The sequence below is a fragment of the Pseudomonas aylmerensis genome, assembly GCF_001702265.1.
GTDB classification, from domain to species: Bacteria; Pseudomonadota; Gammaproteobacteria; order Pseudomonadales; family Pseudomonadaceae; genus Aquipseudomonas; species Aquipseudomonas aylmerensis.
In genome coordinates, this window is the sequence record NZ_MAUE01000026.1 from 1 (window position 1) to 15,129 (window position 15,129).

The window sequence follows — 15,129 nt, forward strand, 5'->3', positions numbered from 1 at the left end:
TTCTTGCCAGCAGCAGGCACATCGTCGACATGCTCCTGCCGAACCAACGTCGTCCGCTGCGTCTTGCCGCGAACCGCCGGCACCGGGTTGGAAATCAGCTGATCCCCGGCCTTCAATGGCACATCCGGAATCACCGTGATCGGCGTCGCTGCGCTCCTCAGCAACAACGGTTTGGCCGCCTCGACATGGCCCTGCACACGAGATTTCCCAAATTGCCTGGCCACCTGTTTGAACCACTGGCGCGCACGACGAGACTTGATGCCGTCCAGGACCTTGGCGCTCATGCCGATCGCCACGCCCATCGCACCGGTGGCGAGGGCCAGCAGCAGGTTGATCAGCACTTCGGCGCTGATTTCCCCGAGCAATTCATTCATGTACGGCGGCGGCATCATCCGCATCCAACTGACCAATACCGACAAGTAAATGAACAGCAGCGGCTCATCGCTGAGCACCAAAATGCCTTTTGCGAGGATTTCGGCGCTGAGGTTCAGGAGCTTTTCGAGTTCGGCGCGGGACAGGTAATGCAGCAGCTTCTCGGCATTGGCAAGCGGGTCCATAAGCCACTGAAGCAGCTGCTTGAGGGAATCCCAGAGTTCATACAGCGCATTGCCAAATCCCCGGGCGTAGGCTCGGTGCAGCATCAGGTAGCGCTTGAGGAAATTGGCCTCGGAGTAGTCCGCCCACAGCGGTGCAAACGTGGCGTCCCACTCGCTGCGCAGCCAGCCCTCCAGCGGCCCGATGACCGACTGATAGGAGGCATACAGCGCCTTGAAATGCTCTTGGGAGACGTTGGGGTAGAAACTGATGCGGTACTGCTGGTTACGATCGCACTCGGTAACTTCCAGAATGCCGCTGGGCCCGATGGTTTTATGGATGGGCGCCCCCAGCGGGCCGCCGTGTGGGTCGATACGCTGCAACATCACGGGCGTATTGCCGATGGGCACGAACCTCGAACTCTGGAACATGTGCACCAGGGTCAATGTGCCGTTGGCCTGGCACGCGGCGACGGTACTGCTGGGAAGGATCGAGCGGTTGATCGGCGTGACAAGCGCCACCTCACGGCCGACCTTGAATACCTGCTCGACATCCAGCGCCGAAGAGCTGAGGACGCTTTGCGCCAAGGTTTCGTAGGAATTGAGGCAGCGCCTGAAGTCGCTGAGCACGGCTTCGACGTCACGCGTCTTGGCATCCATGGCCGTCAGCAGCAGGAGGCCGATGGTTTGGCTGGTGGCGTTGATCAAGGCGCACCCACCAAAACGGCGGGGCTATCGAAAAAAAACATCTGCAATCCCTCGCACTGTGTGATCAGGCGAGGGACTTTGCAGCGGTTTTTAAGTGATATCTGTAGTGCTTATCCGGCATTGGGGTGGGGCGTTTCAGCAAACATTGTCTGCTTGCGCCCAAGTGCCCAGTGTTCAGCGCTGTGCGAACGCCAAATTCAACCCCAACCCTGCAAAGGCTGCTGCAAAACTGCGGCGCAGCCAATTCTGCACGCGTGGCGATTCGATGACTGCGCGGCGAAATCCATTGGCCAGCAGTCCGTAGAGCACAAACACCGCAAACGTCATCGCCATGAATACGCCGCTCAGCACCAGTATTTGCAAGGCCGGCGCGGTGCTGCCGGGGGTGACGAACTGTGGCAGGAAGGCCAGGAAGAAAATCGTCAGTTTGGGGTTGAGAATGTTCAGCAGGAAACCGCGAATGATCAGGCTGCGCAGGGTGGCAACGATGGGCGTGTCATTCATGGCGAAGGCCGAGCGGTCACGCCAGGTGGCGTAGGCCAGATACAGCAGGTAGGCCACGCCGGCGTATTTGAGTACTTCGAACGCCAGTGCGCTGGTGTGCAGCAGCGCGGAAAGCCCGAGTATGGAAGCCAGCAAGTGCGGGAGGATTCCCGCCGTGCAGCCCAGCGCAGCGAAGACGCTGGCGCGTTTGCCGGCGGTGAGGCCGGTGGAGACGGTGAAGATCACGCCGGTGCCGGGAATCAGCACGACGATCAGGCAGGTGACGAGGAAATTCAAGCTCAGCATGGCATTCAAACTCCTTGTACGAATGGTCGATGACAGATCCTGTCACGTTTGTCTTTTGCTGGCGAGTGCAGCAGGGCGGCGAACGCCGGATAGACTTACCTGTCGATATCAGCGCTAGCTGGCCCATTGTCGTTCAAGGAAGTCCCATGTCCGCATCCCGACTGATCCTGTGCCTCACCACGCTCCTGGTGCTGGCCGGTTGCTCTACAACGCGCGCCCCGCAACAGCCGCAGCGCAGCGAGGCCGAGGTGAAGGCGCAGATCGTGCGCCTGCTGCCGGCAACCGTGAAGGACCGTAACGGCTGGGCCCAAGATATCTACACGGCCTTTGATACCCAGAAGATCTACCCCAGCACGGAGAACATTTGCGCCGTGCTGGCGGTGACCGAGCAGGAGTCCACTTATCAGGTCGACCCGCCGGTGCCGAACATGGGCAAGATCGCCCAGGATGAAATCCTGCGCCGTGCCGGCAAGGTGCACGTGCCGGCCTTTGTGGTGCGCAGCGCCTTGCAACTGACTTCGCCCACCGGCAAGACCTACGCAGAACGCCTGAGTGGCGCGCGCACCGAGAAAGACCTCAGCGGCATCTTTGATGATTTCATCAGCGTGGTGCCCCTGGGCAACACGCTGTTTGGTGGCTTCAATCCAGTGCACACCGCAGGCCCCATGCAGGTGAGCATCGATTTTGCGCAGAAACAGGCGCGAGGTTATCCCTACACGGTGGATGGCACGATTCGTCGCGAAGTGTTCACCCGGCGCGGCGGCATGTACTTCGGCATCGCCCATTTGCTCGGTTATCCGGTGAATTACGATCAGCCGCTGTACCGTTTTGCCGACTTCAATGCCGGCTGGTACGCCAGTCGCAACGCCGCGTTTCAAGCGGCGGTCAGCCGTGTCACCGGCACCGAATTGACCTTGGATGGGGATTTGATTCGTTACGGCTCGTTGCTACCCGGCAGCACCGAGCTGGCGGTGCGCTCTCTCGGCGCGAAGCTGGATATGCGCAACCCCAGCATCCGCAGCCAACTTGAGCAAGGCGAGCAGTTGGATTTTGAAGACACCACCCTTTACAAGCGCGTGTTTGCCCTGGCTGATCAGGCTGCCGGCAAACCGCTGCCGCGGGCGATCCTGCCGGGCATTGTGCTCAAGAGCCCGAAGATCACCCGCAACCTGACGACGGCGTGGTTTGCCAACCGGGTCGATGAGCGCTATCAGCGCTGCATGAAACGCTGATAGCGACCCAGTGGCAAGTGGACCTGTTGTGATCGACCCTGCAGTAATAGGCACTGTGGCGAGCGGCCCTGTGGTGAGCGGGCTTGCCCCGCGTTGGGCTGCGCAGCAGCCCCAAAACAGGCACCGCGTGATAACTGAAAAACCGCATTTTGCTTGATGGGGCTGCTGCGCAGCCCAACGCGGGGCAAGCCCGCTCGCCACAAGAGCCTGACCAGACACAGGAGGCTGAGTTTCAACAAGAGGCTGACCAGCCACAAGAACCTGACTTGCCACAAGAGCCTGACCTGCCACAAGAGCCTGACTAGCAACAAGAACCAGGCCTGCCACGAGGTCCTTCTACCACAAGCGGTCAGCTGTTCACAGAAGGCCCATCTACCACCTTGGATCTTTTCGCCACGACCAACCGTCGCCACAGCCATACCCACAACCACAGCACGGGGAACGCCAGGACTACGAAGGGCAGCACATAACTGGCGCGTTCCAGTGCATCGGCAGTGCCGTCGACCAGGTTGTCGCCCAGGTTGCTGAACATCCGGCTGAAGCGTGACGCCTGGTTCGCGCCGTCGGAGGAGCGGAAGTTCAAGGTGACGCGGTTGGTATCGAGGCGGCGTTGCTGGCCCGCGGCGACTTGGGCCAGTGCCTGCAGTTCGTTTTCGATGCCGGCCTGCTCCTTGCTCAAGGCAATCAAGTCGCTGACGGTGATGTCCTTGCGCTTGGCCAATTCGTCGAGGCGTTGCTGTTGGGCTTGGAGGCGGTCCTGGCGGCGTTGCACATCGGCGACAGCGTCGGCCAGGTCTTCGGCAGTGGTGATGCGTTGGCCGAGCTTTCCGCCTTCCGCGGCCAGGGCCACCATCGGTTCCACGCCGGTCGGCGCGATGCGCAGGATGATTTCGCCGCCGTTGCCGTCTTCGGTGATTCCCAGAATATTGCAGGCGCCAAAGCGAGCCGACTCACAGGCTTCGCGGGTGGCCTGCATGCGCGGTGCGAGCAGGGCGCCGGGCAGTGCCAGGGTCAACTCATGTTCATAGGCCAATTGTGCGCCGGCCCGGCCTTGCTCGCCGTTGATCACGTTGGCGCGGGAGTGATCCTTGGGCGAGCAGCCGACCAGGGCCAGGCCGGCCAGCAAGAGCCATAAAAGCGCGGGAGGTTTGCCGTCCAGATGGCGCATTGCAATTCCTTGGGATGTGCGGGGAAATTGACCGCGATTAAAGCCGGTCTGGCGGATTAACGCAAAGCATCGCGAAGGATTTGCGTAGCTGATGGTGATGGCTGCTGCGCGGGCGCTGGCGTACACCTCAGGTCTTATTCCAAGGAAGAATCCGCCATGATCAGCCACGCCGTCCCCGAAGGTTTCGTCTCGTTGCCCCGCAGCAGCCCGCTGCTGGATTTGCTCGGCCCGGCATACTGCCGAGGTGAAGGCCTGCAGCTGGAAATCGGCCTGCGGGCCGACAATCGTCACGCCAATGGACGTGGCACCGTGCACGGCGGGGTGTTGGCGACCCTGGCGGATATCGGCATGGGCTACGCGATGGCATTCTCCAGTGAGCCGCCGCTGCCGCTGATTACCGCGAGCATGACCCTGGACTACCTGGGCGCGGTGCAGGTAGGGGAGTGGATTGTGGTGCGCTTGGAACATCACAAGCGTGGACGGCAGATGGCGTTTGCCACGGTGAGTCTGCAGGTTGGGGAGAAGGTGGTGGCACGGGCGAACGCGGTGTTTGCGGTGCCCCGTACGGACTGACAACCGGCGATGATGGGGAGCGCGGGCACGTCAGCGCCTATCCTTTGCATTAAAGAAAAGGCCGGGCTTTTCGTGGAGCCCGGCCGTTTCCGTGTTGCTCTTATCAGCGGGGGCTGCCGTGCAGCTCAATGGGAGCAAGCTCCCTCGCCACCGCGGGCGGTTTCCCCCGTTGCTGTTTGAATCAGCTGCGTTCGAGGGCGAGGGCTACGCCTTGGCCACCACCGATGCACAGCGTCGCCAGGCCTTTCTTGGCATCGCGCTTGATCATTTCATGCAGCAGGGTCACCAGCACGCGGCAGCCTGAGGCGCCGATCGGGTGGCCGATGGCAATGGCGCCGCCGTTGACGTTGACCTTGTCCGCGTCCCACTCCAGCTCTTTGCCCACTGCCAGCGATTGCGCGGCGAAGGCTTCGTTGGCTTCGATCAGGTCCAGGTCGCCCAGGCTCCAGCCGGCTTTGTCCAGGCAGCGGCGCGTGGCCGATACCGGGCCGATGCCCATGATCGCCGGATCGACGCCGGCATTCGCATAGCTGGCAATGCGCGCCAGCACGGGCAGGCCGAGGGCCTTGGCTTTGTCGGCACTCATCAGCAGCACCGCAGCGGCGCCGTCGTTGAGGCTGGAGGCGTTGCCGGCAGTGACGCTGCCGTCTTTCTTGAACGCCGGCTTGAGTTTGGCCAGGGACTCGGCGGTGGTACCGGCGCGCGGTTGCTCGTCCACGGCGAAGGCAATCGGGTCGCCTTTGCGCTGGGGAATCAGGATCGGCGTGATCTCATCGACAAAACGCCCGGCCTCGATGGCTGCCGCAGCTTTTTGCTGGGACGCGGCGGCAAAGGCATCCTGGGCTTCACGGCTGATGCCGTACTTGTCCACCAGGTTCTCGGCGGTGATGCCCATGTGGTAGTCGTTGAACGCATCCCACAGGCCGTCGGTGATCATGCTGTCGATCATCTTGGCGTGGCCCATGCGCAAACCGGTGCGCGCGGCAGGCAATACGTACGGGGCCAGGCTCATGTTCTCCATGCCGCCGGCGATGATCACCTCGGCATCGCCACAGCGGATAGCCTGGGCGCCCAAGTGCAGGGCCTTGAGGCCCGAACCGCAGACTTTGTTCAGGGTCAGGCTGGGTACAGCGTGTGGCAGGCCGGCGAGGATCGAGGCCTGGCGCGCCGGGTTCTGGCCGCTGCCTGCGGTGAGCACCTGGCCGAGAATCACTTCATCCACTTCTGCAGGATCCAGGCCGGTCTGCTCCAGCAGGCGACGGATCACGGCGGCGCCCAGTTCCGGAGCCGGGATGTTCGCAAGCGAACCTTGAAAGCTGCCCACGGCGGTGCGGGTGGCAGCAACAATCACGACGTCTTGCATGGAATCTGTCCTCACTGGAAGTGCATTTCTGGAACGTGGTCCGGGACGATCAGTTTACCGGCGGTCTTGCTCACAATCTCTTCAACGCTGACGCCAGGTGCGCGTTCCTTGAGGACAAAAGCGCCATTTTCGATTTCCAGGTACGCAAGGTCAGTCAGCACACGCTTGATGCAGTTGGCGCCGGTCAGCGGCAGGCTGCACTGGCTGAGCAACTTGGACTCACCGTCCTTGGACGCGTGGGTCATGATCACGATGATGTTTTCCGCACCGGCCACCAGGTCCATGGCGCCGCCCATGCCCTTGACCAGCTTGCCGGGGATCATCCACGAGGCGATGTTGCCTTGTACGTCGACTTCAAACGCGCCAAGCACGGTGAGGTCGACGTGGCCGCCGCGGATCATGGCGAACGATTCGGCGGAGGAGAAGATCGACGCGCCGATACGCGCGGTCACGGTTTGTTTGCCGGCGTTGATCATGTCGGCATCGATTGTTTCTTCAGTAGGAAACGGTCCCATGCCCAGCAGGCCGTTTTCCGATTGCAGCATCACTTCCATGCCTTCAGGAATGTAGTTAGCCACCAGGGTCGGAATGCCGATGCCCAGGTTGACGTAGAAACCGTCCTGCATTTCGCGGGCGACACGTTGAGCCATTTGTTCGCGGGTAAGTGCCATTTTCATGAGTCCTTATTGTTCGGGCTGGGGGCAGATTATTTGCGGACGGTGCGCTGTTCGATGCGCTTCTCGAAAGTGCCGCAGATGATCCGGTCGACGTAGATGCCAGGAGTGTGGATCTGCGCCGGTTCCAGCTCGCCCGGTTCGACGATTTCTTCCACTTCGACCACGGTGATCTTGCCGGCGGTGGCGGCCAGCGGGTTGAAGTTCTGGGCGGTGTGGCGATAGATGACGTTGCCGAAGTGGTCGGCTTTCCAGCCTTTGACAATGGCGAAGTCGCCGGTGATGGATTCTTCCATCAGATACGGGCGGCCGTTGAATTCGCGGGTTTCCTTGCCTTCGGCAACCGGGGTGCCGACACCGGTGGCGGTGAAGAAGGCCGGGATGCCGGCGCCGCCTGCGCGCATTTTTTCGGCGAGAGTGCCTTGGGGGGTCAGCACCACTTCGATTTCGCCGCTGAGCAATTGCTTCTCGAACAGCGCGTTTTCACCGACGTAGGAGGCGATGACCTTGCTGATCTGCTTTTCTTCCAGCAGTACGCCGAGGCCGAAACCATCGACGCCGCAGTTGTTGGAAACCACGGTGAGGTCGCGGGTGCCTTTGCGCTTGATCTCGGCGATGAGGTTTTCCGGAATGCCGCACAGGCCAAAACCACCGGAGAGCACGGTCATGCCGTCTTCCAGGCCTGCCAGTGCTTCCTCGTAGGACGCCACGCGTTTATCGAAACCTGCCATATGCACCTCTATTATTGTTTGTGGGCCAGCCAATGAATCGAGTGTTGCGCCGACGGATTGATTTGTTAAGTTGTTTTTTTAGGTTGATTGATTTAGAAAACAGCACAATAAGCTTCAGTCCGTAAGCTTCAAGCATAGTCAGCGGCCGCTTTCACTTGCAGCTTTCATCTCGTCACCTGGAACGTTCCTATGACCGTCAAACAGATGCGCGCGTTTCTCGCCGTGGCCCAGACCCTGAGTTTTGCCGCCGCCTGCGAGCGGTTGCACCTCTCCCAGTCGGCGCTGAGCCTGACCATCAAGGGGTTGGAAGAAGGGCTGGGCGGGCGATTGTTCAGCCGCAATACCCGTAACGTCGCGCTGACCCCGGAAGGTGAATCCCTGCTGCCCTTGGCCCGCCGGTTGATTGCCGATTGGGACAATACCGAAGATGAATTGCGTCAACGCTTCACCTTGCAGCGCGGGCGCGTGACGGTGGCGGCGATGCCGTCGTTCGCCGGCAACCTGTTGCCGCCGATCCTGAAGATATTCCGCGCGCGTTACCCGCAGGTGAACGTCACGGTGCATGACCTGATCAACGAGCAGGTCCTGGAGATGGTGCGAGATCGGCAGGTGGAGTTGGGGGTGGCGTTCGAGCCTGCCGAAGAAACATCGCTGGCGTTCACGCCGTTGTACCTGGATCGCTTCATCGCCGTGGTGCCCGCCGATTCACCCTTGGCGCATGTGGCTGATGTCGACTGGAAAACCCTTTTGCAACACCCGTTCATTACCTTGCAGCGCCCGTCCACAGTGCGCGTGATGCTGGAAGAACACTTGGGCGCCCTGCAGATGAAACTGCCCGTGGCGTTGGAAAGCCATCAACTGGCGACCGTAGGCAAGATGGTTGCCAATGGCCTGGGGGTCAGCGCCGTGCCTGCGTTATGCGCGGGGCAGATGGAGGAGGCGGGCGCCCATTGCATCACCTTGCACGGCCCGGTGATCGAGCGGCCGATTGGGGTGCTGACCAAACCGGGGCATGAACTGTCGGCGGCGGCGCAGGTGCTGTTTGATATTTTCTGCGATGAAGCGGCGAAAGGGCGATTTCCGCTATAGCCCTTTAGCAGCCGGCTTGCCGGCGGCGGTGTGATCAACAAAGCAACGCCGGCACGCCGGTTCCCACAGTTAACAAGATAACGATGGCAATAAAAAAGTTCGCTCGGCGAACCGGGCGGACTTAATGTGTTAATTAGTTTTATCAGCAGTATTTATCAATCACTTTAACCTGCGATTGGCCTTTGAGGTTCTGCCATTCGGTATTAAGTGTATGGAACACTTGCTCGATAAAGTTGCGATCGGCCGCGGCTTTCTTGCCGACATAACCCTGGCCGCGGCGGTACATCTTCAGGCGCGCCGCCAGTTCACGGTTATTACGGTCGAACTCGGCTTCTTCGGTGTGGGGCGCCAGGCAGTCAATTTGCACTTCGCCCGATTTGCCAATCCACAGGATATGGTCGTCGAGTGTGTCTTTCTGCGCTGCGAACATCTCAGCCAATTCATCGATAGTTGGTTGGTTGTTCAGATTCATGTGTAAGCCCCTTGACCAGTTGGCGATCTATCAGTTGATTCCGTTAAAACTGCTTAGTTGTCTCCGGCTTCAAAAACCGGGCGTCAGTGACGGTCTGCCGAATACGGGCAGGGTCTTGAACCTGATGCATGTAGTCTTGCTGATGAACTGCTACGCAATGGTTTCATAACGAAGACAAGCAGCGTTTGAGCTCCTTGTACCGATCCTTCCGGGCCGGTCAGCTTCATCAATCTGCCTTGTGGGCAGTGCACATCCGGAAAAAACAGCTCGGCGGTCAGACGAGCTTGTTCAAAACACGTGTTACCAACGCTCCCGATCCGGGAGACGTCTAGATCATGCAAGGACAAAAACGTTACGTCAACGGTTATGTAGTGATTTTTTTAAAGCACTACATAAATCCCTGTGAGGACGGGAGAATCCCGGAAAACGTGACTTGGGCGTCATTTTTTGGAGGGGTGGGTCGTCGATCCGAGGGGATGAAATGGGTGCGCAGCCATGTAGGAGCTGGCATAGGGGTTATCTCAAACGATCAGCCAACAGAGGCAACAACTGCTCGCACGACGCCTCGATCTTCACCTGCAACAGCTCATCCCCACGGGTCTTGCCCAGGTTGATGGCAATCACGGGCTTGCCGTGTTCAACCATCGCCTTGCAGAGGCGAAATGCCGAATAGGCCATCAGTGACGAGCCCACTACCAGCAAGCCTTCTGCTTGCTCGACCGCCGCCATCGCCCTGGCTGCAGTTGCCGGGGCGACGTTTTCGCCAAAGAACACCACGTCCGGCTTCAGCCGTTCACCGTTGCAGTGAGGGCAGTGGGGCACCTGGAAGTGTTCTTCAAACGTCGGGTCGAGGAGGGTGTCACCGTCTGGCGCTTGTACCGCATGCACCTGCGCAAGGTAGGGGTTATCGATTTCCATCTGCCGCTGGATCACATCGCGCGTGCTGCGCAGTTGGCAATCCAGGCACAGCACCCGGTGCAGGCTGCCGTGCAGCTCGATCACGTCATGGCTGCCGGCCTGGTCATGCAGGGTGTCGACGTTTTGCGTGATCAGCCCGCTGATGCGCTGGCGTTGCTGCAGGGTCGCCAGTGCCAGATGAGCCTTGTTCGGCTGCGCAATGCGCACCCTCGGCCAGCCCAGCATCGCCCGTGCCCAATAACGGCGTCGTGCCTGTGGGGTGGCGAGGAATTCCTGATACATCATTGGGGCCTTGCCCCGACGTACACCTTCACTGTCGCGGTAGTCGGGGATCCCCGATGAGGTGCTGATCCCCGCCCCGGTCAGTACCAGGAAACGCCGTTCGGCCATGGCCCGGTACAAGGTGTCGAGGTGGTCTTCTTGATGTTCCAGCGTATCGAGCATGGGTTCCCCTATTCGCCGCGAATGTACTGCTCCAGCTGCTTGATCAGGTCGGCCTGTTCGGCGATGGCTTCCTTGACCAGGTCGCCGATGGACAGCAGGCCCAGCAGTTTGCCGCCTTCGACCACGGGCAGGTGACGCAGGTGACTGTCGGTCATGATATTCATGCATTCCTCGACACTTTTGTGGGTGTCGACCGTTATCACCGGGGAACTCATGACTTCATCGACCCGTGTGGTGACCGACGACAGGCCCTTGAGGATGAGTTTGCGTGCGTAATCGCGTTCGCTGATGATCCCGACCACCGCGCCTTCCTTGACGACCGGCAAGGCGCCGACGTTTTTCTCCGACATCCGCACCAGCGCTTCAAACACGGTGTGGTCCCATTGGATAGTGTGCACGTCCTGGTTTTTCTGATCCTTGGCTTTGAGCACTTGTGCGACGGTTTTCATGGCGGCCACTCCGGTGTTGTTGTTAGGAAGTCAGCGGGTCCCCTACAGAATCCTAGACCGCCTACGCCGGAGCAAGGTCCAAAGCGGCGTTAAACCCGTCGAAAAACGTCATTCGCCGGATTTTTTCGGTGTTTACCCGGTATTAGTCGACTTTTTACTGCGCTTGCGGGCGGCCGTAGTCTTGCGAGGCGCGCTTTTTCGCTTCTTTTTCCACGGGGTGGCACCCCGGCCTGCCGGGCTGGCTGGCCCGGTTATGGTCATGCGCATGCCGTTGCAGCGTGCCACTTGCTTGCTCATCCAGGCCGCTTGCTTGGCAACGAATTCCTCCAGGCTCATTTCACCGCTTTGCACCATGTCCAGCGCCTGTTCCCAGATCGCGGTGGTACCAGGGTCGGCAATCGCCCGTGGCACCGCATCGATCAGGCTGAACGCAGCCGGGGTGGCAGATAGTGCCTTGCCGTTTTTCAGCAGATAACCCCGGTCCAGCAATCCCTGAATGATCCCGGCGCGGGTGGCCTCGGTGCCGATACCGGTGGTGTCCTTGAGCTTTTGCTTGAGCAGCGGGTCTTCCACCAGCTTGGCGACGTTTTTCATCGCCTTGATCAGGTCGCCTTCGGTAAAGGGCTTGGGCGGCTGGGTCCACAGGTCCTTGAGGTTGACCTTGGCCACCGCGTAGTCCTGCCCCTGCACCAGCGTCGGCAACGCCTGCGGTGCCGGTGCCTCGCGGCCCTTTGCCGGGGCCAGGGCTTCGGGCAGGGCGCGTTTCCAGCCTGGCTCGATCACCACTTTGCCCACCGCGCGTAGAGCCTGGCCGGCACAGTCAAAATCGGCCTGGGTGCGATCGTACTCATGGTTGGGCAGGAACTGCGCCAGGTAGCGCGCGCGTATCAGGGTGTAGACCGCACGGTGCTTGCCGGTCAATTGGCCGGCATCCTTGCCCGCACCAGTGGGAATGATGCCGTGGTGCGCGCTGACCTTGGCATCGTTCCACGCCCGCGAACGGCGCTGCGGGTCGATATGCGGCATCAACGCATCCACCGCCGCATCGGCACGGCCCAGCGCGGCGAGAATCTTCGGTACCTCGCTGTGCTGGCTGAGTGGCAGATAGCCGCAGTCGCTGCGCGGGTAGGTGATGGCCTTGTGGGTTTCGTAGAGCGATTGCGCGATATCCAGGGTTTCCTGGGCGCCGAGGCCGAGCTTCTTCGAGCAGATCTCCTGCAGGGTACCGAGGTCGAAGGGCAGGGGCGCGACCTCGCGCATGCGCTCGGTGCGCAGCTTCACCAGCCGCGCACTGGCGGCGTCGGTCATGGCGTCGGCGGCTTCGCGAGCCAATTGCGGGTTGAGGCAACGGCCCTGGTCGTCACAGGCATCTTCGGCAGCGCGCCATTGGGCGGTGAAGGTCATGCGCTCATGGCGCAGGTCGACATCGATGGCCCAGTACGCCACCGGTATGAAGTCGGCGATGCTGCGGTCGCGGTCGACCACCAGGCGCAAGGTCGGCGTTTGCACACGGCCTACCGGCAACACACCTTGATAACCGGACTGGCGCCCCAGCAGGGTAAACAGGCGACTCATGTTCATGCCTATCAGCCGGTCGGCGCGCGAACGGCCCAGGGCCGAGTGGTACAGGCTGAAGGTTTCGGCCCCAGGCTTGAGCGCCGCCAACGCCTTGCGAATCGAGGCATCGTCGAGCGCCGACAGCCACAACCGCTGGATCGGCCCGCGATAGCGGCAATGCTCCACCAGTTCGCGGGCGATCATTTCGCCCTCGCGGTCGGCGTCGGTAGCGATCACCAGTTCCTGGGCTTCCCCCAGCAGGCGCTTGACCGCCTTGAACTGGCTGGCGGTCTTGGGCTTGACCTGCATCTTCCATTTTTCCGGGACGATCGGCAGGTCAGCCAGCACCCAGCGTTTGTATTTGGCGTCGTAGGCGTCGGGCGGGGCGGTTTCCAGCAGGTGGCCGATGCACCAGGTGACTGTGACCCCGTTGCCCAGCCAGCACCCGTCGCCGCGCCGGCTGGCGCCGAGCACGGCCGCGATGTCCTTGGCCTGGGAAGGTTTTTCACAGAGGTAAAGCCGCATGCTCAGCCCATTCGTTACACAGTTGAATGGGGAGCAGGATGGGCAAAAGAAGGGATTTGATCAACTGTTATCTGGATGGATATACAGCAATTTGTGTGCGCCCCCGCCCGTCAAGGACGGGGGGCACGGGTCAGTCAGTTGTTATTGATGTCCACATGCCGGGTTTCCTTGAGGCAGAACAACCCGACAATCAAGCTCACGCCGGTCACTACCACCGGGTACCACAGCCCGTAGAAGATATCGCCGGTGTACACCACCAGCGCAAACGACACGGTTGGCAGGAACCCGCCAAACCAGCCGTTACCGATGTGGTAGGGCAGCGACATCGAGGTGTAGCGGATACGCGTCGGGAACAGCTCCACCATCAGCGCCGCCAGCGGGCCGTAGCACATGGCGGCAATCAGGATCAGCGCCACGATCAGCACCACCACCATCACTTTGTTGACCTGGGCAACATCCGCCGAAGTCGGGTAACCGGCCAGGGTCACGGCGCCACGCAGGGCCGCTTCGTCGTAACCGTCGATGCGCACTTCACCCACGCTCACCTGCACCGGGCTGCCCGCCGGGGCGGCGGCGCTGCTGTAGGGCAGGCCCTGCTTGACCAGGAAGGTCTTGACCTTGTCGCACGGGCTGTCAAAACGCGCCTTGCCCACCGGGTCGAACTGGAAGGTGCAGGTGGCCGGGTCGGCCAATACGGTGATCGGTGCCTGATGGCTGGCCTGGTCCATCGCCGGGTTGGTGTAATGCGCCAGGCCTTTGAAGATCGGGAAATACAGCGCGGTGGCCAGCAGCAGGCCGAGCATCAGCACCGGCTTGCGCCCGACCTTGTCCGACAGCCAGCCAAACAGGATAAAGAACGGCGCGCCAATCACCACGCTGATGATCAGCAGCATGTTGGCCAGGGCCGGGTCCATTTTCAGGAACTGCGTGAGGAAGAACAGTACGTAGAACTGCGCGGCGTAGAAGGTCACGGCTTGGCCGCCGTTGATGCTGAACAGCGCAATCAGCACCACCTTGAGGTTTTCCCACTTGCCGAAGGACTCGCGGATCGGTGACTTGCTGGCCTTGCCTTCCTCTTTCATCTTCAGGAATGCCGGCGATTCGTGCAGGCTCATACGGATCCAGGTCGAAATGCCCAGCAGCACGATGGAGAACAGGAACGGAATCCGCCAGCTCCAGACTTCAAACTGATCGCCGGTGAAGTAACGGCACGCCAGCACCACCAGCAGCGACAACAGCAGGCCGAGGGTGGCGGTGGACTGGATCCAGCTGGTGTGCAGGCCGCGTTTGCCGGCGGGCGCGTGCTCGGCCACATAGGTGGCTGCGCCGCCGTACTCGCCGCCCAGGGCCAGGCCTTGCAGCATGCGCAACACGATCAGGATGACCGGCGCCGCGATGCCGATGCTCGCATACGTCGGCAACAGGCCGACGCAGAAGGTCGCCACGCCCATCAGGATGATGGTGACGAGAAAGGTGTATTTGCGTCCGATCATGTCGCCCAGGCGGCCGAACACCAGCGCGCCGAACGGGCGAACCACGAAGCCGGCGGCAAAGGCCATCAAGGCAAAGATAAACGCGGTGGTGTCGTTGACCCCGGCAAAGAACTGCTTGCTGATCACCGCCGCCAGGGCGCCATAGAGGAAAAAGTCATACCACTCGAACACCGTCCCGAGGGACGAAGCGAAGATGACCTTTCTTGAATCGTTGCCGGCACTCGCGGTAATCGCCGAGCCCAGGGGTTGAGCATGTTCTGACATCGGGTAGCCCTCACAGTGATTATTTATTGTTGTTCCACTGTCGGCGCCAACCTTGGCGCCGGTTGTCCTTCCTGCCGGTGTCCGGCCGGGCGATGGCGTAAAGCCAGATGCAAACCCTGGATGCGCTATCGCCAGGCCGGACGCCTG

Annotated in this window: 13 protein-coding genes and 1 pseudogene; 3 read left to right on the forward strand and 11 right to left on the reverse strand. The window is 61.0% G+C overall.

The annotated features are described in order from the left end of the window. Both BBG20_RS17675 and BBG20_RS17680 read right to left on the reverse strand, forming a co-directional pair. Positions 1 to 1,193: pseudogene (locus tag BBG20_RS17675) on the reverse strand (type IV secretion protein Rhs); the annotation flags it as partial. A 222-nt stretch (positions 1,194 to 1,415) separates the two neighbouring features. Beyond that, on the reverse strand, positions 1,416 to 2,030 hold the full coding sequence (locus BBG20_RS17680; protein WP_065905543.1) for a LysE family translocator: 615 nt from the start codon (positions 2,028 to 2,030) through the stop codon (positions 1,416 to 1,418). A 146-nt stretch (positions 2,031 to 2,176) separates the two neighbouring features. On the opposite strand from BBG20_RS17680, the gene BBG20_RS17685 reads away from it, so the two are divergent. Then, complete coding sequence (locus tag BBG20_RS17685; RefSeq protein WP_065905544.1) at positions 2,177 to 3,262, forward strand: DUF1615 domain-containing protein; 1,086 nt, start codon at positions 2,177 to 2,179, stop codon at positions 3,260 to 3,262. 349 nt (positions 3,263 to 3,611) lie between these two features. Here the strand turns inward: BBG20_RS17685 and BBG20_RS17690 are convergent, their stop codons facing one another. Beyond that, positions 3,612 to 4,430, reverse strand: coding sequence for a DUF4349 domain-containing protein (locus BBG20_RS17690; protein ID WP_065905545.1), 819 nt, complete (start codon positions 4,428 to 4,430; stop codon positions 3,612 to 3,614). Between the two features lie 156 nt (positions 4,431 to 4,586). Here BBG20_RS17690 and BBG20_RS17695 point away from each other — a divergent pair, with 156 nt between their 5' ends. Then, entirely contained in the window at positions 4,587 to 5,003 is a 417-nt protein-coding gene (locus BBG20_RS17695) for a PaaI family thioesterase (RefSeq protein WP_065905546.1), read from the forward strand. Positions 5,004 to 5,184: 181 nt separating this feature from the next. Here BBG20_RS17695 and BBG20_RS17700 read toward each other — a convergent pair whose 3' ends face one another. Genes BBG20_RS17700 through BBG20_RS17710 form a run of 3 tightly spaced genes read right to left on the reverse strand, consistent with a single transcriptional unit; the run spans position 5,185 to position 7,771 of the window. Next, positions 5,185 to 6,366 carry an acetyl-CoA C-acetyltransferase gene (locus BBG20_RS17700; protein WP_065905547.1) on the reverse strand — a complete coding sequence of 394 codons (1,182 nt, stop codon included), beginning with the start codon at positions 6,364 to 6,366 and terminating at the stop codon, positions 5,185 to 5,187. Positions 6,367 to 6,377: 11 nt separating this feature from the next. Continuing rightward, on the reverse strand, positions 6,378 to 7,037 hold the full coding sequence (locus BBG20_RS17705; protein WP_003211625.1) for a CoA transferase subunit B: 660 nt from the start codon (positions 7,035 to 7,037) through the stop codon (positions 6,378 to 6,380). A 35-nt stretch (positions 7,038 to 7,072) separates the two neighbouring features. Further along, positions 7,073 to 7,771, reverse strand: coding sequence for a CoA transferase subunit A (locus BBG20_RS17710; protein ID WP_065905548.1), 699 nt, complete (start codon positions 7,769 to 7,771; stop codon positions 7,073 to 7,075). 189 nt (positions 7,772 to 7,960) lie between these two features. On the opposite strand from BBG20_RS17710, the gene BBG20_RS17715 reads away from it, so the two are divergent. Then, positions 7,961 to 8,860: a LysR family transcriptional regulator gene (locus tag BBG20_RS17715; protein ID WP_065905549.1), complete on the forward strand. Its 900-nt coding sequence runs from the start codon at positions 7,961 to 7,963 to the stop codon at positions 8,858 to 8,860. A gap of 142 nt (positions 8,861 to 9,002) precedes the next feature. Here BBG20_RS17715 and BBG20_RS17720 read toward each other — a convergent pair whose 3' ends face one another. The 5 genes from BBG20_RS17720 to BBG20_RS17740 form a co-directional block, all read right to left on the reverse strand. After that, positions 9,003 to 9,332, reverse strand: coding sequence for a hypothetical protein (locus tag BBG20_RS17720; protein WP_065905550.1), 330 nt, complete (start codon positions 9,330 to 9,332; stop codon positions 9,003 to 9,005). Between the two features lie 516 nt (positions 9,333 to 9,848). Next, positions 9,849 to 10,694: an NAD-dependent protein deacetylase gene (locus tag BBG20_RS17725; RefSeq protein ID WP_065905551.1), complete on the reverse strand. Its 846-nt coding sequence runs from the start codon at positions 10,692 to 10,694 to the stop codon at positions 9,849 to 9,851. An 8-nt stretch (positions 10,695 to 10,702) separates the two neighbouring features. Then, positions 10,703 to 11,143 carry a CBS domain-containing protein gene (locus tag BBG20_RS17730; RefSeq protein ID WP_065905552.1) on the reverse strand — a complete coding sequence of 147 codons (441 nt, stop codon included), beginning with the start codon at positions 11,141 to 11,143 and terminating at the stop codon, positions 10,703 to 10,705. A gap of 132 nt (positions 11,144 to 11,275) precedes the next feature. Next, the gene (locus BBG20_RS17735; RefSeq protein ID WP_065905553.1) at positions 11,276 to 13,225 is read right to left on the reverse strand and encodes a DNA topoisomerase III; all 1,950 of its coding nucleotides are present in this window, start codon (positions 13,223 to 13,225) and stop codon (positions 11,276 to 11,278) included. Positions 13,226 to 13,359: 134 nt separating this feature from the next. Then, complete coding sequence (locus BBG20_RS17740) at positions 13,360 to 14,982, reverse strand: MFS transporter (protein ID WP_065905554.1); 1,623 nt, start codon at positions 14,980 to 14,982, stop codon at positions 13,360 to 13,362. Between the last annotated feature and the right edge of the window lie 147 nt (positions 14,983 to 15,129).

Excerpts from the sequence above, each read along its gene's own strand:
- BBG20_RS17695 (WP_065905546.1), top strand. The coding sequence starts at position 4,587 with ATGATCAGCCACGCCGTCCCCGAAGGTTTCGTCTCGTTGCCCCGCAGC.
- BBG20_RS17730 (WP_065905552.1), bottom strand. The coding sequence starts at position 11,143 with ATGAAAACCGTCGCACAAGTGCTCAAAGCCAAGGATCAGAAAAACCAG.
- BBG20_RS17705 (WP_003211625.1), bottom strand. The coding sequence starts at position 7,037 with ATGGCACTTACCCGCGAACAAATGGCTCAACGTGTCGCCCGCGAAATG.
- BBG20_RS17690 (WP_065905545.1), bottom strand. The coding sequence starts at position 4,430 with ATGCGCCATCTGGACGGCAAACCTCCCGCGCTTTTATGGCTCTTGCTG.
- BBG20_RS17735 (WP_065905553.1), bottom strand. The coding sequence starts at position 13,225 with ATGCGGCTTTACCTCTGTGAAAAACCTTCCCAGGCCAAGGACATCGCG.
- BBG20_RS17700 (WP_065905547.1), bottom strand. The coding sequence starts at position 6,366 with ATGCAAGACGTCGTGATTGTTGCTGCCACCCGCACCGCCGTGGGCAGC.
- BBG20_RS17740 (WP_065905554.1), bottom strand. The coding sequence starts at position 14,982 with ATGTCAGAACATGCTCAACCCCTGGGCTCGGCGATTACCGCGAGTGCC.
- BBG20_RS17725 (WP_065905551.1), bottom strand. The coding sequence starts at position 10,694 with ATGCTCGATACGCTGGAACATCAAGAAGACCACCTCGACACCTTGTAC.
- BBG20_RS17720 (WP_065905550.1), bottom strand. The coding sequence starts at position 9,332 with ATGAATCTGAACAACCAACCAACTATCGATGAATTGGCTGAGATGTTC.
- BBG20_RS17680 (WP_065905543.1), bottom strand. The coding sequence starts at position 2,030 with ATGCTGAGCTTGAATTTCCTCGTCACCTGCCTGATCGTCGTGCTGATT.
- BBG20_RS17685 (WP_065905544.1), top strand. The coding sequence starts at position 2,177 with ATGTCCGCATCCCGACTGATCCTGTGCCTCACCACGCTCCTGGTGCTG.
- BBG20_RS17710 (WP_065905548.1), bottom strand. The coding sequence starts at position 7,771 with ATGGCAGGTTTCGATAAACGCGTGGCGTCCTACGAGGAAGCACTGGCA.
- BBG20_RS17715 (WP_065905549.1), top strand. The coding sequence starts at position 7,961 with ATGACCGTCAAACAGATGCGCGCGTTTCTCGCCGTGGCCCAGACCCTG.